Annotated in this window: 19 protein-coding genes; 9 read left to right on the top strand and 10 right to left on the bottom strand. The window is 67.0% G+C overall.

The genetic code is table 11. The features are described from left to right. Positions 1–60 precede the first annotated feature (60 nt). Entirely contained in the window at positions 61–654 is a 594-nt protein-coding gene (locus ACJH6J_RS02615; protein ID WP_212807834.1) for a DUF3592 domain-containing protein, read from the top strand. Between the two features lie 103 nt (positions 655–757). Further along, positions 758–3,844, top strand: coding sequence for a BTAD domain-containing putative transcriptional regulator (locus tag ACJH6J_RS02610; RefSeq protein WP_406776115.1), 3,087 nt, complete (start codon positions 758–760; stop codon positions 3,842–3,844). Position 3,845: 1 nt separating this feature from the next. Here the strand turns inward: ACJH6J_RS02610 and ACJH6J_RS02605 are convergent, their stop codons facing one another. Continuing rightward, positions 3,846–4,247 carry a hypothetical protein gene (locus ACJH6J_RS02605; protein WP_406776114.1) on the bottom strand — a complete coding sequence of 134 codons (402 nt, stop codon included), beginning with the start codon at positions 4,245–4,247 and terminating at the stop codon, positions 3,846–3,848. Positions 4,248–4,251: 4 nt separating this feature from the next. Continuing rightward, positions 4,252–4,983, bottom strand: coding sequence for an LpqN/LpqT family lipoprotein (locus ACJH6J_RS02600; protein WP_406776113.1), 732 nt, complete (start codon positions 4,981–4,983; stop codon positions 4,252–4,254). A 234-nt stretch (positions 4,984–5,217) separates the two neighbouring features. Between ACJH6J_RS02600 and ACJH6J_RS02595 the strand changes: the two genes are divergently transcribed. The 3 genes from ACJH6J_RS02595 to ACJH6J_RS02585 are packed head-to-tail and all read left to right on the top strand — an operon-like array spanning position 5,218 to position 7,461. After that, the gene (locus tag ACJH6J_RS02595; protein ID WP_406776112.1) at positions 5,218–5,754 is read left to right on the top strand and encodes a DUF4333 domain-containing protein; all 537 of its coding nucleotides are present in this window, start codon (positions 5,218–5,220) and stop codon (positions 5,752–5,754) included. A gap of 3 nt (positions 5,755–5,757) precedes the next feature. Then, a complete protein-coding gene (locus tag ACJH6J_RS02590; protein WP_406803481.1) occupies positions 5,758–7,122 on the top strand; it encodes a neutral zinc metallopeptidase in 1,365 nt (454 codons plus the stop codon). 24 nt (positions 7,123–7,146) lie between these two features. Continuing rightward, the gene (locus ACJH6J_RS02585) at positions 7,147–7,461 is read left to right on the top strand and encodes a hypothetical protein (RefSeq protein ID WP_406776110.1); all 315 of its coding nucleotides are present in this window, start codon (positions 7,147–7,149) and stop codon (positions 7,459–7,461) included. Positions 7,462–7,468: 7 nt separating this feature from the next. Here ACJH6J_RS02585 and ACJH6J_RS02580 read toward each other — a convergent pair whose 3' ends face one another. The 3 genes from ACJH6J_RS02580 to ACJH6J_RS02570 are packed head-to-tail and all read right to left on the bottom strand — an operon-like array spanning position 7,469 to position 9,431. Further along, positions 7,469–7,987, bottom strand: coding sequence for a nuclear transport factor 2 family protein (locus tag ACJH6J_RS02580; protein WP_406776109.1), 519 nt, complete (start codon positions 7,985–7,987; stop codon positions 7,469–7,471). After that, complete coding sequence (locus tag ACJH6J_RS02575) at positions 7,984–8,604, bottom strand: TetR family transcriptional regulator (RefSeq protein WP_346416600.1); 621 nt, start codon at positions 8,602–8,604, stop codon at positions 7,984–7,986. The genes ACJH6J_RS02580 and ACJH6J_RS02575 overlap by 4 nt, the downstream gene beginning before the upstream one ends. Before the next feature lie 2 nt (positions 8,605–8,606). After that, a complete protein-coding gene (locus tag ACJH6J_RS02570; RefSeq protein WP_406776108.1) occupies positions 8,607–9,431 on the bottom strand; it encodes an SDR family NAD(P)-dependent oxidoreductase in 825 nt (274 codons plus the stop codon). Positions 9,432–9,516: 85 nt separating this feature from the next. On the opposite strand from ACJH6J_RS02570, the gene ACJH6J_RS02565 reads away from it, so the two are divergent. Together ACJH6J_RS02565 and ACJH6J_RS02560 are read left to right on the top strand one after the other, a co-directional pair. Further along, positions 9,517–10,383 (top strand): LLM class F420-dependent oxidoreductase, encoded by an 867-nt coding sequence (locus ACJH6J_RS02565; protein WP_406776107.1) that lies wholly within the window; start codon positions 9,517–9,519, stop codon positions 10,381–10,383. Continuing rightward, entirely contained in the window at positions 10,380–10,877 is a 498-nt protein-coding gene (locus ACJH6J_RS02560) for a nuclear transport factor 2 family protein (RefSeq protein ID WP_346416603.1), read from the top strand. Before ACJH6J_RS02565 ends, ACJH6J_RS02560 begins: the two co-directional genes overlap by 4 nt. Here ACJH6J_RS02560 and ACJH6J_RS02555 read toward each other — a convergent pair. The 4 genes from ACJH6J_RS02555 to ACJH6J_RS02540 form a co-directional block, all read right to left on the bottom strand. Continuing rightward, positions 10,874–11,521 carry a TetR/AcrR family transcriptional regulator gene (locus ACJH6J_RS02555; RefSeq protein WP_406776106.1) on the bottom strand — a complete coding sequence of 216 codons (648 nt, stop codon included), beginning with the start codon at positions 11,519–11,521 and terminating at the stop codon, positions 10,874–10,876. The genes ACJH6J_RS02560 and ACJH6J_RS02555 overlap by 4 nt on opposite strands. Positions 11,522–11,592: 71 nt before the next feature. Further along, the gene (locus ACJH6J_RS02550; protein ID WP_346416604.1) at positions 11,593–12,648 is read right to left on the bottom strand and encodes a DUF6670 family protein; all 1,056 of its coding nucleotides are present in this window, start codon (positions 12,646–12,648) and stop codon (positions 11,593–11,595) included. A 24-nt stretch (positions 12,649–12,672) separates the two neighbouring features. Further along, positions 12,673–13,506 (bottom strand): SDR family NAD(P)-dependent oxidoreductase, encoded by an 834-nt coding sequence (locus tag ACJH6J_RS02545; protein WP_406776105.1) that lies wholly within the window; start codon positions 13,504–13,506, stop codon positions 12,673–12,675. Positions 13,507–13,569: 63 nt separating this feature from the next. Continuing rightward, the gene (locus ACJH6J_RS02540) at positions 13,570–13,995 is read right to left on the bottom strand and encodes a hypothetical protein (protein ID WP_406776104.1); all 426 of its coding nucleotides are present in this window, start codon (positions 13,993–13,995) and stop codon (positions 13,570–13,572) included. A gap of 164 nt (positions 13,996–14,159) precedes the next feature. Between ACJH6J_RS02540 and ACJH6J_RS02535 the strand changes: the two genes are divergently transcribed. Then, the gene (locus ACJH6J_RS02535) at positions 14,160–14,747 is read left to right on the top strand and encodes a dienelactone hydrolase family protein (protein WP_406776103.1); all 588 of its coding nucleotides are present in this window, start codon (positions 14,160–14,162) and stop codon (positions 14,745–14,747) included. 13 nt (positions 14,748–14,760) lie between these two features. Here ACJH6J_RS02535 and ACJH6J_RS02530 read toward each other — a convergent pair whose 3' ends face one another. Next, on the bottom strand, positions 14,761–15,216 hold the full coding sequence (locus ACJH6J_RS02530; protein ID WP_020099922.1) for an SRPBCC family protein: 456 nt from the start codon (positions 15,214–15,216) through the stop codon (positions 14,761–14,763). Positions 15,217–15,365: 149 nt separating this feature from the next. Between ACJH6J_RS02530 and mraY the strand changes: the two genes are divergently transcribed. Beyond that, positions 15,366–16,445 (top strand): phospho-N-acetylmuramoyl-pentapeptide-transferase, encoded by a 1,080-nt coding sequence (gene mraY, locus ACJH6J_RS02525; RefSeq protein WP_406776102.1) that lies wholly within the window; start codon positions 15,366–15,368, stop codon positions 16,443–16,445. Positions 16,446–16,626: the final 181 nt, after the last annotated feature.

Below are 16,626 nucleotides of genomic sequence, written 5' to 3'. Positions count from 1 at the left end.
GCCAACCGGATTCCAACCGCGCCGTCCTACCCTCTTCGTGTCGACATTTCCGGAGGGGCCATGCGCATCGAGTACATCGTGGTGCTGATCGCCGTCATCGTGATCGTGGATATCGCGATCCTCGTTGCGCTGCTACGCAAGCACCGCACCCGGACGACATCTCCCGATCCGGCGCTGTCCAGCGCGACCGAACTCGGCACCGAAGCGCCCCGGAAATCCGCCGCGCCGGTCCTGGCGAAGGCGTTCCTGGCCGTCGGCCTCTCCCTGGCCGTCGCGGCCGGGGTCTGCGCAGCGTTTGTCGCCCAATCGAATTCGTCCGACAAGCACGCCGACGGTACCGTCGTCGAGCTGGTGCCCAGCGGCGGTGGCAGCAGCTCGCGCTACCGGGCGCGCGTCGAATTCGCCACATCCGCAGGGACCCACGTCCGCTTTCTCAGCTCGATCAGCAGCAATCCGCCACCGGCCAGACTCGGCGAGCACGTCGACGTCAGGTACAACCCGGCCGACCCGCGCGACGCCACCATCAACACCTATTGGCAGGTGTGGTTCCTGCCGACTCTGCTCGGCATCATCGCCGTCCCGTTCCTGCTGGTGGGTACCGGATTCGGCATCGTGAGCCGAGCCGGACGCCGGCGCGGGCCCGAACTCCTCTGAACCGACCGGGCCGCCAGCAGATTGCCAGGTTCATCTGGGCTGCCGCAGGTCACGCGCGGATGTATCGTCTCCCCAGTTCCGAATTTGCTGTGAATCGGGGGAAATGGTCCAGTACTACCTCTCGGGTGCAGTAGCCGCCCGAGTCGACGGCACGCCGGCAGCGCTCGGCGGACCGAAGCAGCGGTGCGTACTGGCCGTCCTACTGGCCAATCACGGCACGGTGGTCAGCATCGACCGCCTGATCGACGCCGTCTGGGGCGAGGAGCCGCCACCGAAAGCGCTCGCCTCGGTGCGGTCGTACGTGGCCAACCTCCGCCGGGTCCTCGACCCGGGCGCCGACACCGGGCATGACCAGCCGCCCGATACCCGCCGGGGCGACACGCAGAGCCAACGGCTCGCGTCCCACCCCCACGGCTATCAGCTGAATCTGCTCGACGGCGACACGATCGATCTCGTCAGCTTCGAAAGCCTTGTCTCCAAAGGCCGGACGGCGCTGATCCGCCACTCGGCCGGAGCGGCCGTCGAGATGCTGACCGAAGCGCTGGCGCTCTGGCACGGAGATCCGTTCGGGGAGTTCGCCTATCACGAATTCGCCGCGCCCGAGGCCATCCGCTTCGCAGCCCTGCGCACCACCGCCATCGAGGCCCGCTTCGACGCCGCACTGCAACTCGGCGGCGGCGGTGAACTGGTACCCGAGGTCGAGGCGGCCCTGGCCGAACATCCACTGCAGGAACGGTTGTGGGGCCATCTGATGCTGGCTCTGCACCGGTCCAACCGCACCGCCGATGCCATTCAGGCGTTCGAGCGCGCCTGCACGACGCTCGACCGCGAGGTCGGCACCCGGCCGGGTGAAGGCCTCCAAACCCTCTTCGAGAAGATTCGCGACGGCGCCGCGGAACTGCGGGTCGCACCCGCACCACACGTGCTGAAGCCCGATCCGGACCCAGCGGCTCCACCGCCGTTCGTCGGCCGGGACACCGAGCTCGGTGCCGTCACCGCGGCGGTGCGCCGAGCCAGCGGTGGCGCCGGCGGGCTGACGCTCGTCACCGGCGACAGCGGCATCGGCAAGACAACCTTGGCGCAGGCCGCCGTCGACCGCGCCCGGGCAACGGGCATCGCCGTGGCCTGGGCCGGCCATCCGAGCGGGGTGAAACTGCCCCAGCTGTGGACCTGGATCCAACTGCTGCGCCAACTGGGCGGTGAGCTCGGCATCGCCGGCCGCAAGGCCGTGCTGCGGGAGACGCCCGGCGTGGTCAACGCCCTGGTGCCCGAATGGCACGGCGACGACGATCTCAACGCCGGCAGCCGGTTCGCACCAACGGGATTCGCCTTGGTCGAGCGCATCGTGGCGGCGCTGCGCGAGCTCTCGACCGTGGCCCCGATGGTGCTCGTCATCGACGATCTGCAACGGGCGGATCCGGCCTCGATCAACACCCTCGTCCTGCTGGCCGAAGAATTCCCGCGCATCCCCATCCAGGTCATCGGCAACTGGACGTTCTTCGGAGCCGACCGCCCGATGAACCGGTCGTCGTTCGAACGCATCGTCCGGTCGAACGACACCGTCACGCTGCATCTGGACGGCATCGACCGCGCGGCGGCGGCAGACCTCGTCGACGCGGTGGTCGGCGGCACGATCCCGCCGGCCATCTCGGCACAGGTCTGGGAGCAAGCCGGCGGAAACCCCTTCTACATCAAGGAACTCGCGCGGGCGCTGGATGCCGACGGCGCCCCGCAGCGCGGCCATCCCGCGCTGTCGGATGCCGTGGTCGGTGTCGTCGGCCGCCGGCTCGGTGTCCTGGACCGCCCGTGCCGGCGGGTACTCTGTGCGGCCGCCGTCGTCGGGCCCGAATTCAACGTCGCCGACCTGGCGGACATCGTCGACCTGTCGGTCTCGACGGTGCAGAGCCGGCTGCGTCCGGCGTACCAGACCGGCCTGCTCGACGAACTGCCCGCGCGCCCCGGCGCCTACCGGTTCAGCCACGGCCTGGTGCGTGACGCACTCATCGCCCAGCTCGCCACCACCGACCGCACCAGCGTGCACGCCGCGATCGCCACCACACGGACCCCGACGCTCGCGACCGCCGCGTACGAACACGTCATCGCGACCGCAGACCATGCCTGGCGGGCCGGTGCGGAACTGAATCCCGATGTGGCCCTTGGGATCCTCGAGATCGCCATCCAGCGGGCCCTGAACCGCTCCGCGTACCACGACGTCGCCGGGCTGGCCGAGCACGCGCTGCAGATCGGCGACCGGCTGCCGGCCAAACCTGAACACCTGGACCGACAGGCCACGCTGTGGCTGCACCTGGCCGGGGCGAAGAACATCCTCGAGGGGCAGGCCAGCGAGGCAGCCGCCGCAGCCGTCCAGCGGGCCTTCGAGATCGGGCAGGAAGTCAAGGGCCGCGCGTTCTACGGCGCCATCGCGTTGCAATCCATGCTGTTGTGCGCGCACGGCCGCATCGACGAGGTCGAGATCATCGCCATCGGCCTGCAGGACCAGTACGACAAGTCCGGTGATCCGGTGATCGGTCTGGTCAACGACTTCGTGCACATCCTGCTGTACACCCTGCGCGGCAATACCGACATGCTGATCGGCACCGGCCTGCACATGATGGACAGCTTCCCGCCGCCCGAGACGGTCACCGACCCGCTGCATTTCTTCCATCCGCGCGTCTACTGCTGGATGGCCATCGCCGAGGCGGTCCGCGGAGACCTCGAGGCCATGCGCGAATACCACCGCCGCGCACTGCATCTCGCACAGAGCCGCGGCGACGTGTTCAACATCCTGGCGGCCCGGCTGACCTACGTCGAATGTGCGGCAGTCCTCGGCGTGACCGACGGCATCGTCGAACTGGCCGACCAGGTCGACGTCGAGTTCACCGCGGCGGGCAGCCCGCAATGGGCCGCATGTGCCCGCATCGTCCGGGTCTGGGCGCAGGTCATCGGCTCGGGCGAGGGGGACGCGGCCGTCGCCTTCCGGGCGTTCGACGAATACACCTGTGACGGCACGACCGTCATGAACACCATGTTCCTGTGTCTGCTCTCCGACATCGAGCTGCACCAGGGCCGGCCCGACAGTGCCCGCGCCCTGGTGCACCGGGCCAGCCGCCTGGCCGATGCCACGGGCGAACAGGCCTTCGCCCGCGGCATCGCGCAGCGGCTGGCGGCCCAGTCCGTCGAGCCCGTGTGAATCAGGCCTTCACGGACCGGTCGGGCAGTTCCTCGCGCCACTGACGCCAGATGGCCCGATCCGTCATCAGGTCCAGCACACTGCCGAACCCGGACGGATACACCAGGGACACAACCCATTTCCGGGAGTTCCCGCGGCTGACCTCGCAGCCGCCCCGGTACAACTGACGTAGCCAGGTGATGGTCACCGCGTCCCGCGGGAAGTCGAAGATCACCACCTCCTCACCCGCGGACAGCTTCGCCTTGTAGTCGGGCAGGCCCAACTGGTCATCGACCCACTTCGAGTACTCGGAAGCAAGGCACCGTACCTGGGTGTCCGTCAGCTCCAGTTCGACGTTCACCCACCACGTGTTGGTTCGGCTCTTGAGCAGATACGCCTTGGTCCGGGGTGGCGCCGTCGCCATTTCGTCAGAAGGTGATCTTCAAAGACTTGTCCACCGCGTCCAGCGCCTCGAACAGCTCGTGGCCCTGGCTCTCGTCGCTCGTCGCGTTGATCTGCAGCACGTACAGGCCGTCGGGCCCCTTGAAGACCACGGTCTCCTGCCCGAACGCGGCCTTGCCGCCGCTCTTGAGGTTGTACGTGCCGGCGATGCGGAACGCCGGGAAGCCGGCCGAGGTCCCGGGCTCCTCACCGACGGACTCGAAACCGGGGAGGTTCTTCACCTCGCCGCCGGCGAGCTTGAGCAGCTTGTCGGGATCCACGGGACCATCCAGACGCGACACCAGCGCGATGATGTTCGCGGTGTAGTCGGTGCTCTGGGCACCGGGCCCGGTGTAGACGAGCGCGCCGTACGCGTAGTCAGGGGTGTCCTCGCCGGCGCTGTCCCAGCCGGTCGGGCGGTCGATGTCCACGGCGGGAGCACCCGGATCCCCGGGGTGGATCGAGGTCTCCTGGATCTTCTCTTCTTTGATGTAGTCGGCGATCGTGGGGTTCGTGCCGGATTCCTCGGCCTTGCGCGGCTTGAGTTTTGGCGCCGCCTTCGCCGACGACGTCGCACTCGAGCTGCTGCTCGAACTCGACGAGCTGGAACTGGAGCTGGTCGAGCTCTTGTCCTTGTCGCCGCCGCCGCACGCGCCCAGCGTGATGCTCAGGCAGACCGCGGCGGCAACGGCGATGACAGGCCGATGCGACATCTGCATCGTGACTCCTCAGGGGTAGACGACGGACGCCGGTCACGTCCTCGGCGCCACGATATGGAGCGCCGATTGGAATTCCGTTGAAGCCCGCGGCGCGTGCGGTTGGAACGCGGCGGTCGGTTGCCGGGCCTGCACGAAATTCCAACCGGATTCCAACATGGCGGCGCTAACTTTTGCCGTCCGCTTGATCAGCGCGGCGCCGGTGGCTGGCGCCCGAACTCGGAAGGGGTTGGCGACATGACCAACACGACGTGTCAGAGACTCGTTCTGGCATCTGCGATCACGGTTGCCGTGTTCGGCGCGGCCGCCTGCTCCAGCGGGACGCCGTCGGTGAGCAAGAAGGACGTCGAGAGCCAGATCGTCGAAAAGATGACCGGCGCCGACGGCAAGAAGGCCGATTCGGTGACCTGCCCCGAGAATCTCGCCGGCCAGAAGGGCGCCGAGGTCAACTGCACCATGAAGGTCGGCGACAGGACCAGCACCGTCAACGTCACCGTCACCAGTATCGAAGGTGACAACGTCAAGTTCGACATGGTCCAGACCATCGACAAGGACCAGGTCGCCAAGCAGATCAGCGAGGAGCTGGGACAGCAGTTCGGTACCAAGCCGGAGACCTTGACCTGCCCGGAGAACCTCAAAGGCACGCCCGGCGCCACACTGCGATGCGAGCTCAAGGACAGCGGCCAGACCTACGGCGTCACGGTCACCGTCAACAAGGTCGACGGGTCCGATGTGAACTATGGGTTCAAGGTCGACGACAAGCCCACGTCGTAAGCGATGGGAATGCACCGGACCCTCTGGCGGGCAGCTGCGCTCCTGGCCGTCTGCACCCTGACCGTCGCCGGCTGCGGCGAGAAGCACCTGAAACCACAAGCGACGCCGTCCCCGTCGACGAAGCCGATGGCCCCGCCTGTCCAAATCCACGGCGACGCTTCGGATCCCGTGAACAAGATCGTCGCCCAGGCCATCGGCGAGATCCAGGCCTACTGGAAGGACGAGTTCCCCAAGCTGTACAACAAGGACTACACACCGGTCGAGGGCGGCTTCTACGGTGTGGACCCGAAGAAGGGCCCGGTGCCACCGTGCGCGGACTCGCTGTCAGATGTCGCCGGCAACGCGTTCTACTGCGCCAAGGACGATGACGTGGCCTGGGATGCAACGGGACTGCTCCCCGACTTGCGAAAGAAGTTCGGGGACTTCGTCATTCCACTCGTGTTGGCGCACGAGTGGGGTCATGCGATCCAGGCCCGCGCAAACTTCCAGGGCGAGACCGTGACCAAGGAGATCCAGGCCGACTGCTTTGCCGGCGCGTGGGCTGCCCACGGCAAGGACACCTACAACCCCAGTGGGGACGATCTGGACAACGCCCTCGCCGGTTTCCTGTTCCTTCGTGACGAGCCGGGCACCGCGAAGCATGATCTGAGTGCGCACGGTAGTGGATTCGACCGGGTGAGTTCGTTCCGCACCGGGTTCAGCAAGGGTCCGAAGGCCTGCGCGGACTACCGCAACGGCGACCCGGTCGTCGTCGAGCTGCCGTTCAACAACGCGGCCGACGAGGCCGCCGGGGGTGATGCGCCGTATGACGCGATAATCGAAGGGGTACCAGAGGATCTCGAGGATTACTTCACGCAGCTGATCCCCGAGCTGACCGACGGCAAATACGACTGGACCCCGCTGAAGGCGCCACGCAAGATCGATCCGGACAAGGCACCCGACTGCGGCGGCAAGTCGATGAAGGGTTCGGTGCTGTACTACTGCGTGGACGACGACTATGTCGGTTTCGACAACGTCAAGACGATGCCCGAGATCTATGACAGCGGCGGCGATTTCTCGGTGGCGACGCTCATCGCGACGCAGTACGGAGTGGCGGCGCTCATGCGAATGGGCCAGCCTCAGGACTCGAAGCAGACCTCGCTGCGCGCAGACTGCCTGGCCGGTTCCTGGGCTGCCAGCATCCTGCTCCACAACCGACCGAACAGCAGATACAGCCTCTCGCCGGGTGATTTGGACAAGGCCGTCGCCGCGCTGCTGCTCTACCGCACCGACGGCGGGGATGTCGAACACCACGGCCAGGGAACCGAACGCATCGACGCCTACCGGCGCGGCGTGTACGACGGCGCCAAACCCTGCCTGACCCTCTGATCCCCTGATTCATCGAGGAGTCCGATGACCGATCCCGACCCCACCGCCGTTGCCGCGGACGAGGCACCAGCCGAAGAGAAGACGCCGGCCTGGCGTGGTCTGCTGAATTCGATGCACCCGAAGTTCTTCTTCTCGATGGCCGACGGCTATCCCGTTGGCGTCAAACAGTTTCTGCAGTTCTGCCTGCTGCTGATCTATCCCGGCTGGCTCATCGCGGCGCCACTGTGCGCGGCGATCTACGCCACCGGGTACGGCGTGCTCTGGGTGTTGTTCTGGCCCCTGCGCGCGTGGATGAAGAAGAACCGGCCGGAGGAGTACGCCGCCAGCCAGCTGAAATGAGCCCGCGCTAGCGCTGCTTGAGGAAGTCGAAGAAATGCGGTGTCGCGTCGACCCGTAGCCGCGTCAACTTCCGGTAGCTGATCAGCCACCGGCCGCCTTCCAGCCGGTACTGCTCGTGATAGTGGCCATAGCCGTGCAGGTGTTCTTCGGCGTCGCCGTTGGTCCACCACAGCTGGTCCTCCATGGCCCAGATGCCGGTGGCCGTGGTGTTGCTGGTCAGCTCGATCTCGGGGGTGTGACCGTGGTGGACGGTGGTGACGGTGGTGCTGCCGTCGAGCAGTGCGCGGATGGCGCGCGTGAGCGCGTCCTTGCCGATGACGCGGTTCTTGCTGCCTGCCGTCGGCGTCCAATTGTTGTTGTCGGGCAACCCATCCCAGGTCTCGGACACGACGTCCTCGGTGTGCAGTGTCGGGTAGATCTCCCACTGCTTGGTGTCCATGCAGCGCAACCGGCGGGCGAAGGTGCGCTTGATGGCCTCGATTGCGTGCGCTTGGTCGCCGGTGCTCAGGGTGATGGGGGTCGTCATCGGTGGCTCTCGTTTCGTCGGGTTTGGGTCCGCCCGCGCCAGGGCGCCAGGAGCAGCTCGCAGGCGCGGCGCATGTCGCGCTCGGCCTGCGCGGGCGTCGTCTCGCCGGTGATGGCCCACGACAGGATGCCGTACGCGCACTGCTCGAGCAGGAGCGCGATCTGCGTCTGGTCGGCGGTGGGCGCCGCGATCCCCGCGACACCGAGGATGTTCCGCCGCAGGTTGTAGTCGCCGCCGGCCGTCGACTCGGCGCGCCGGGCATTGACCGACGTGATCATGGCGCGGGCCAGCTGGGGACGGCTGAGCATGGTCCGGATGATGCCGACCATGAGTTCGGTGACGTCCGCGACGGGGTCGCCCGTGGTGGGACCCGGCGGCGCCGCCGCCTGGGTGTAGTGAAACAGCAACGCGGCGAACAGATGATGCTTGGTGGGGTAGTAGCGGTAGACGGTGGTGATGGAGACCGCCGACTGGTCCGCCACGTCCTGCATGCGGACTTCCTCGAGACCATGGCGCGCGCCGAGGCGTGCGGCGGTGGCGAGGATGCGTTCGCAGCGATCGATCTGCGCGGGGGTCTTCGGCGTCGCCGGTTCCCGGTCGAGTGGTGCCCGGGGCATGGCTACGCCGGTGGCCCAGAAGTAGTGCCCTGCAACATCTTCTGAATCATCGCGTGTGACGCCAGCAGCACCTTGTCGCGATCGGCGGTGGCGTGCACCGCCGGATTGGCGGCGTGCGTCGAGATGATGTGCACCGGTCCGTTCGCGAGATTCGCCAGGCCTTCGCGGGCGACGTCCGCCGGATCGGACGCAGGCATCCCGGGGATGTCGAAGTTGAGGCCGACCCGCTCCATCGCCGGTGTCCTGGTGAGGCCCAGGACCAGTTCGAGGACGTGCACGTTGTGCTCGCGCAGCTCCAGCCAGAGCCCCTCGGCGAAGATCCGGCTGAACGCCTTCACCCCGCCGTACACGGTGTGCCGCGCCGAACCGAGGTGTCCGGAAAGCGAGCCGACCAGCATCAGCCCACCGCGGCGGCGCTCGCGCATCGGCGCGCCGAAGTGGTGCACCAGACGCAGCGGGGCGGTGACGTTGAGGTCGATCACCCGCTGGAATTCCGTCAGGTCGCCGTCGAGGAATTTCGCGCTGTGGGTGTTGGCCCCGGCGTTGTAGATGAGGAGCCCGACCTCCAGATCGGCTGTGCCACTGATGATCTGATCGACGCCCTCGTCGGTGGTCAGGTCGGCCGTCAGCTCACGTACCTCGACACCCGACTCCCGACACCGGACCGCGGTGGCCTGCAACGGGCCCGGCTTACGCGCGATCAGCACCAGGTTGATGCCGGCCTGGGCGAGCAGCGCCGCAAACTCGGCGCCGACGCCTTCCGAGCCACCCGCGATGACGGCCCATGGCCCGTACTGCGGCAGTTGCAGTGGGTCCTCGCTAGACAAGTTCTCGCTCCATATCTAAAATTCATTTTAGTTTTCTGCGTCCGAGGGTAGCCGATCCTGACGCCAGTTCGGAAGGGCGCGTGCATTGCGGATAGGACTGCAGACACCGGTGGTCATCCAGGTTCCCGCCACCGCGTCAGCGTGGGAAGCGGGCGCCGGGGTCACCGAGATCGGTGAGATCGCCGCCGTCGCCGACCTGCTCGGCATCGACTACCTCACATGCTCCGAACACGTCGTCGTGCCGACCGATGTCGCGGCGATCCGAGGGGCGACGTACTGGGATCCGTTGGCCACGTTGGCATTCATCGCCGGACGCACGACGCGGATCCGCTTGGCGACCTCGGTGCTGGTGCTGGGCTATCACCACCCGCTCGAGATCGCCAAGCGCTACGGCACTCTCGACCAGCTCAGCGGCGGTCGGCTGATCCTCGGCGTCGGCGTCGGGTCACTGCGCGAGGAGTTCGACCTGCTGGGCGCCCCCTGGGACGACCGCGGCGCGCGGGCAGACGAGGCGATGGCCGCGCTGCGCGGGGCACTGCCCACCAATCATCCCGTGCACCAAGGTGATCACTACACGTACGACTCGGTCGTCATGGATCCCTGCGCGCTGCAATACCGGGTTCCCATCTGGGTCGGCGGCCGCACCCGCCGGTCGCTGCGCCGCGCCGTCGAACTCGGCGACGGTTGGATGCCGTTCGGCCTCTCGGCCGCCGAGATCGCGACAATGCTTGGCGCCGTGGAACTTCCCGAAGCCTTCGACGTAGCGCTCGCCACGAGGCCCCTGGATCCGATGGGTGCGCCGCAACAGACACTCGATGAACTCGGCGCGCTCGAGGAGGCCGGAGCGACGGCCGCGACATGCGTGATCGCCTCCCGATCCGCGGCGCACTGCTGCGAACAACTCGGTGCCCTGGCGGACCTGACGAACCTCTTGACCACGGAGTCGCGATGACCGAGCAGCGACTGGCCGACCTCGAAGCGCGGTTGGCCCGCATCGAAGACGAGCGCGCCATCGAGCGGATGATCGCTTCCTACGGCCCGCTCGTCGACGCCGGTGAGGCCGACGACGTCGCAGCCATGTGGGCACCCGACGGGGTGTACGACGTCGAGAACTGGCTCATGACAGGGCCGGACGACGTCGCCGCCATGGTGCGCTCACCCGGTCATCAGGGCTTCATCACCACCGGATGCGTCCACTTCCTGAGTCCCGCGGTCGTCACCGTCCACGGCGATGAGGCGGTCGCGGTGTGCGAGTCGACGCTGTTGCTCAGGCGGGCAACGACTTACGAGGCCCTCCGGGCCGGCGTCAGCCACTTCCACCTGCGCCGCGCTGCCGACGCGCCGCACGGTTGGCAGATCGTCAAACGCATCACCCGGCTCCTCGACGGAACCGAGCCGCCCCGGCGGTTGTTGGCCGACGGCATCGCCGGCCGGATCCCGACCTAGCCCCGCACGCTGTCGAGCGTGTGCCCGGCCATGGCCGCCAGGACACGGTGGGCGCGGGCGACCATCGCGGCAGCAGATTCCTCGGGATGGTTGCGCCAGAACAGCATCAGCGCCGACACCATGTGTTCCCAGACGCCGGTCGCGGCCACCAGGTCGACGGGATCGGTCAGGCCGACACCGCCGAGCGACCGCGACACCCCTGCGAAGGCTTGCTGGCGCAGGATCGTCCGCTGCTCACGCGCCGCATCACGCGCCGGGCCGTTCGGGACCGAGCGGTCGAACAGCACATGCCAGTCGCCAGGGTGACCCTCGAACGTCGTGAAGATGGCGGCCAGGACCGGCTCACCGGCAGCGGCGCCGGCCCCGGCCAGGTGATCGGGGGAATTGAGCACGTCGGCCACGGCCTGCTCGATCTGGGTACCGATCTTGGTGACGCAGGCGGCGTAGACCGCCTCTTTGGACCCGAAGTAACTGATGATCAGGGTCTTGGAAACGTCGGCCTGCGCGGCGATGGCGGCCAGGGACGCACCCGCATACGTGGCCCGGCTGAATTCGGCGATCGCGGCCTCGACGATCAGCTGCTCACGCTCACCGCGCGGCACACCCTTGGTGCCGGTTCTGCCGGTGACGGGACGCGTGGTCATCGGGACAGCCTAATCAGATGGCAGGCACCTCTGTCCCGGAGTTGACCGTTGCCTGGGACGAACGGGCCGATTCAGGCCGGTTGAACGTCGATCCACTCCAGATACGCGCTGCCCGAGACCGATCCGGTACCCCAGGTACCGGTATAGGAGTACGCCGCGACGTATCCCGGCCCGTGGCCGTGGCGCCACGGTGAGTCGACCGTGCCGATCAGGGCGAGAATTTCCCGGTCGCCGTCGCGGACCGACCACTTGAACTTTCGGGGCCGCCGCATGGTGTTGCCCCGATCGTCGACCAGCGGCTCGCCGTATTCGGTGACCGCGAAGTGGACGTCGGAGTACACCTCGGTCTCGCCGCCGAGGACCCGCACGTGGGCCAGCTTGCACGCGGTCCGGCCACGCGCGCGGACGTCGGTCAGCAGCACCTGCGTCCGTTCGTCGATATTGATGATCTGGTAGGTGAAGAAGTCCAGCGGCAGCTTGAGCCGGGCCGGTATCGGCCGCCGCGTAAGTGCTTGGTGCGTACGGATTCTCGCGTATTCGAAGGTCCCCAGCCCACTGACCGCCAGCCCGTCGACGGTACCGGTGTAAGGCGCGAGCAGGCTCAGGTGGTCGTAGATCGGCGATTTCACGAAATACGAAACCTGGTCTGTGAGATCGAGTTTCAGGTCGACATCGAACTGCGGATAGCGGCCGCGGACGACAACGTGTGGCAACGCCACGTTGATGGCCAGGTCCTCGGCCCAGCGCAGGCGACGGGCGTCCGCGGTGAACCAGCAGTCGCTGTGCATGTCGTACGCCCGATAGAAGCGCTGGTCTGCGTGCGCGGTCGACGAGAAGACCGTGGTGGTGTCGCGCGCGTCGGCGGCCGCCAGGTGGTCGAGGTCGAACAGTTCGGCGCCCGACGCACCCAGCAGCGTCATGGTGTTGAGATAGCGGTAAGGCTCGGGCAGGTCCGGTACGAAAACGCCGAAATGCGTGACGCCCCAGGCGCGTGAGGTGTCGTGCGGCTTGAGAATCTCCGGGGCGTCGAACGGCCGGCGCGATGCCGGCAGGCGACTGTCGACCAGCGGCAGCACGCCGTCGATGACGACCCGCGACAGCGCGCGAGAGATGGTGTGCGACTTCATGGCGTCCTTGTCTGCGGTCGAGGACTAGGTGAGGGCCGCGAGAGCCCGGTCCGCCGTGGCGGGGGAGAAGAGGTCGATCGTCGGCAGTACCGCGCGCAACACCGCCGGGCTGACCTCGACCGGCTGATGGGTGACGGCGCGCACGATCCAGCGTCCCGCCTCTTCCGCCGACAGTGCCGGGGCGTCCTCGTATTCTGCTGTGGGCGCGATCATTTCGGTGCGCACCAGCGGGAAGTAGACGTTGGTGGCGCTGATGCCAGGGTGCGGCCGCTCGGCACCCAGGCTACGGCCGAAGATCGCCAGCGCGCTCTTGGAGGCGGCGTATGCCGAGAAGCGCGGGAACGTGTTGGCGTGCAGGCCCCAGGTGCAGACGTTGACGACCTGGCCGCGGCCGCGCTCGATCATGCCCGGAAGCAGACCGAGGCTCAGCTGCACGGCCGCCAGGTAGTTGAGGGACATCGTGCGCTGGTAATCGTGCAGACGGTCCGTGGCGTCGGCGATACTGCGACGGATCGAGTGGCCGGCGTTGTTCACCAGCACATCGACGTGTTCCTCGGCGAGGTCCGCCAGCAAGCGTGCGGTGGCGTCCTGGTCGGCCAGATCGCAAGTGCGCCAAGAGCATCCGGTCTCGGCGGCGAGTGTCCGCAGTTCTTCCTCACGGCGGGCGACGGCGATGACGGTGGCCCCACGGGCACGGAGCTGGGTGACCGCTTGCCGCCCGATTCCCGCCGAGGCACCCGTCACGACGATGGTCAGATCGCTGACATCACGGCCCGGGCCGGCCAGTGCCGCGTCGAGTCGCTCGGGCAACAGGGTGCGGCGCTGGACCAGGTCGGTCACGGCCTTACGAATGGACATGGCTTCCTCCCACGCGGTGTTCTCACCGGGACGATGCCGATATTACCATGTGGTCACTTGTGGCTAAGTTGAGGCGATGGCGTACCCGCCCATCCACAGCGGCGGCTCGCAGTGGTCACCCCGCGCGGCGTGTGGATCCAGCCCGCTCCACCGCTGACGGCGCGTCATCCGCTCGTGGTGTCCGTCGGCGACCGACTTCAGAAAGTCCACGCTGCCGCTCATGAAGTCCAAGCCATAGCCGGTCAGCACGTACTTCGGTAAGTCCGGCAAGGACTGCTGCGAAATGTCATAGCGCTCACTGCGGTGGTGCGTCCCGTCGTCATCGACCTCAGTGGTCCACCGCAAGACCGTCGGGCGGCTCCACGATGCCGCCGTCGCCTCCACGACGGTCCGCCAATCGACACCGGGCTCGGGCGCGACCCACACCGGCGCCGGGATTTCGTGGACGATCTGTGCCTTGACGCCGATCCCCTTCCCCAGCTCGTGCACCGAGTGTGGGCGCGGGAATCGCGGTCAGGAAGGATTGCCCAGTCGATCAGACCGTTTCCTCGCACAAATCAAAGATTCAGCGGTCGGAGCCGATACATTTCGCGAGCTGTCGCGGCTTCCTCAAAGAGCGTCGCCGATCGGGCATACCCTGGCCGAGAGCGGGGGTGACCGTGACTGAGATCGTGCTGTTCCATTCGGTGCTGGGCGTACGCGCGGGTGTCTGCGACATCGCCGCCAGGCTGGCGGCGTCCGGTCACACCGTGCACGTCATCGACCTGTTCGACGGCGCGTCATTCGACGGATACGAACCCGCCTTCGCCCATGTCCAGTCGCTGGGCGGCGATGAGGCCCTCATCACGAAGGCCGCAGCCGCGGTCGCCGACCTGCCCGCCGAGGTGGTGTACGCGGGGTTGTCGATGGGCGCGGCGTCCGCCGTCCATCTCGCTGCCACCCGCCCGGGCGCCCGCGGCCTCATCGGACTGCACGGCGCAGTATCGCCCCATTGGTTCGGCGTGAGCTCCTGGCCGGATACCGTGCCGGTCCAGGTGCACGAAGGTGAATACGATCCGTTTCGCGAACCCGACGAGATCGCGGCACTCGGTGCATCAGTGCGGGCCGGCGGCGCTCGGTTCGAGCATTTCGTCTACCCCGATGTGCGGGGCCACCTGTTCAGCGATGCCTCGCTGCCCAATGAGTACGACGGGGACGCCGCGGAGTTGATGCTCAGCCGGCTGCTGGAATTCGTGAAATAGACAGTGACGGGGATCAGACGGACTCGACCTCGGCCTTGATGCGGTTGAGGGTGGTCCTCATGTCCCGGATGTTGCGCCGGGTGCGCAGCTGCCCACCGAAGATGCCGAACACAGTGTCGAGCAGGCCGGGCGTCATCCAGAACGACTCGGTGACATCGGTGCCGTCACCGGCGGGCGCCAGGGCGTAGTGCCAATTGTTGACCGCCTTGTCGCCGGCGAGCACCGCGAAGCCGAACTCGCGACCGGGCTCGCAGGCCGTGACGCGGCACGTCGTCCAATAGATCGGCCCGATCTCGTTGCGCTTGACGTGGCCGCGGAACAAGGCGCCCAACGCGGGTCCGGTTGCGCCGTCCAGCCACTCTGACTCGAACACTTCCGGCGAGTACTTCGGGGTGTTGCGAATGTCGGCAATCAGGTTCCAGACCTGATCTGCCGGGGCGTTCATGTGGACGGTCACCGAACCTTTCATGGCGCGAGCCTATCCACCGGTGCCGCCCAGACCATCAGCTGTCGACGAATCGCAGCGAGCTCGGGCCATACTGGCCTGGTGGGGGCGAAGGGTTCAATGCGGTGTAACTGCTGTCGATCGCACTATGAGCGAGAGGCCCTCGCGGAACTATGACGCGGATACTCATCGCCGCGGGTGTGGCCCTGACGGTCGCCATTCTGCTGACTCCGGTGTTGATCCTGATGTTCACGCAGCTTGGGCTGGTCCAGCCGATCCGCGACGAAGCCCCGGAAACCCACCAGCGAAAACGGGGCACGCCGACCATGGGCGGCCTGGCGATCCTCACCGCGATTTGGGCTGGCTACCTCACCACCACCCTTGCTGGGCTCGTAGCCGGCGGTGAAGGGCCGACCGCGTCAGGGCTGCTCGTCCTCGGGCTCGCCACCGCGCTGGGTGCGGTCGGATTCACCGACGACTACGTCAAGTTGCGGCGCGGACGCAACCTCGGCTTGAACAAGCGAGCCAAGAGTGTGGGCCAGCTCGTGGCGGCAGTCCTGTTCGGCGTGCTTGCACTCCAGTTCCGTAACTCCGACGGCCTCACTCCTGGCAGCGCGAACTTGTCCTACGTGCGCGAAATCGCCGCATTCACAATGCCGCCCGTGGTGTTCGTGCTGTTCTGCATCGTCGTCGTCTCGGCGTGGTCGAATGCCGTCAACCTGACCGACGGCCTGGACGGACTCGCCGCAGGTGCCATGACCATGGTTGCCGCCGCCTACGTGCTCATCACTCTGTGGCAGTTCCGAAATGCGTGTGCCCTCACGCCGGGGCCCGGTTGCTATCACGTTCGGGACCCACTGGATCTCGCTCTCGTTGCCGCGGCGACTACCGGCGCCTGCATCGGATTCCTGTGGTGGAATGCCGCCCCCGCCAAGATCATCATGGGTGACACGGGTTCGCTGGCGCTGGGCGGAATCGTCGCCGGGCTGTCAGTCACCAGCCGCACCGAAATCCTGGCCGTCATCCTGGGCGCCCTGTTCGTAGTCGAGGTGACTTCGGTGGTCATTCAAGTCATTTCGTTCCGGACCACCGGCCGACGGGTTTTCCGGAACTCTCCGATCCATCACCACTTCGAGCTGATCGGCTGGCCCGAAACCACTTTGACCATCCGATTCTGGCTCATCGCCGCCATCACCTGCGGCCTCGGAATCGCGCTCTTCTACAGCGATTGGCTGGCGGCCGTCGGTGTCTGAAGCTCAGCCGAAAGCGTGGCGGGAGGGGTGAGTCGGTGACGGATGCTCTGGCTTCAGCCCCTCGTTCTGCGTTCATTCGGTACTGGACAGCGGCCACAATCAGTTCGTTCGGCTCGGCGGTCACAGGCATTGCGATGCCTGTACTAGTGATCCAACTCCTTGGTGCGACTCCGTTTGTGCT

The sequence above is a fragment of the Mycobacterium sp. SMC-18 genome, from assembly GCF_045310895.1.
In the GTDB taxonomy this organism is placed as follows: domain Bacteria; phylum Actinomycetota; class Actinomycetes; order Mycobacteriales; family Mycobacteriaceae; genus Mycobacterium.
Note: the sequence above shows the minus strand (reverse complement) of the source record. Positions and strands in the feature narration are given on the sequence as shown.

Coding starts and splice junctions, on each gene's coding strand:
- ACJH6J_RS02615 (WP_212807834.1), top strand. CDS start 61: ATGCGCATCGAGTACATCGTGGTGCTGATCGCCGTCATCGTGATCGTG.
- ACJH6J_RS02610 (WP_406776115.1), top strand. CDS start 758: ATGGTCCAGTACTACCTCTCGGGTGCAGTAGCCGCCCGAGTCGACGGC.
- ACJH6J_RS02605 (WP_406776114.1), bottom strand. CDS start 4,247: ATGGCGACGGCGCCACCCCGGACCAAGGCGTATCTGCTCAAGAGCCGA.
- ACJH6J_RS02600 (WP_406776113.1), bottom strand. CDS start 4,983: ATGCAGATGTCGCATCGGCCTGTCATCGCCGTTGCCGCCGCGGTCTGC.
- ACJH6J_RS02595 (WP_406776112.1), top strand. CDS start 5,218: ATGACCAACACGACGTGTCAGAGACTCGTTCTGGCATCTGCGATCACG.
- ACJH6J_RS02590 (WP_406803481.1), top strand. CDS start 5,758: ATGGGAATGCACCGGACCCTCTGGCGGGCAGCTGCGCTCCTGGCCGTC.
- ACJH6J_RS02585 (WP_406776110.1), top strand. CDS start 7,147: ATGACCGATCCCGACCCCACCGCCGTTGCCGCGGACGAGGCACCAGCC.
- ACJH6J_RS02580 (WP_406776109.1), bottom strand. CDS start 7,987: ATGACGACCCCCATCACCCTGAGCACCGGCGACCAAGCGCACGCAATC.
- ACJH6J_RS02575 (WP_346416600.1), bottom strand. CDS start 8,604: ATGCCCCGGGCACCACTCGACCGGGAACCGGCGACGCCGAAGACCCCC.
- ACJH6J_RS02560 (WP_346416603.1), top strand. CDS start 10,380: ATGACCGAGCAGCGACTGGCCGACCTCGAAGCGCGGTTGGCCCGCATC.
- ACJH6J_RS02555 (WP_406776106.1), bottom strand. CDS start 11,521: ATGACCACGCGTCCCGTCACCGGCAGAACCGGCACCAAGGGTGTGCCG.
- ACJH6J_RS02550 (WP_346416604.1), bottom strand. CDS start 12,648: ATGAAGTCGCACACCATCTCTCGCGCGCTGTCGCGGGTCGTCATCGAC.
- ACJH6J_RS02545 (WP_406776105.1), bottom strand. CDS start 13,506: ATGTCCATTCGTAAGGCCGTGACCGACCTGGTCCAGCGCCGCACCCTG.
- ACJH6J_RS02530 (WP_020099922.1), bottom strand. CDS start 15,216: ATGAAAGGTTCGGTGACCGTCCACATGAACGCCCCGGCAGATCAGGTC.
- mraY (WP_406776102.1), top strand. CDS start 15,366: ATGACGCGGATACTCATCGCCGCGGGTGTGGCCCTGACGGTCGCCATT.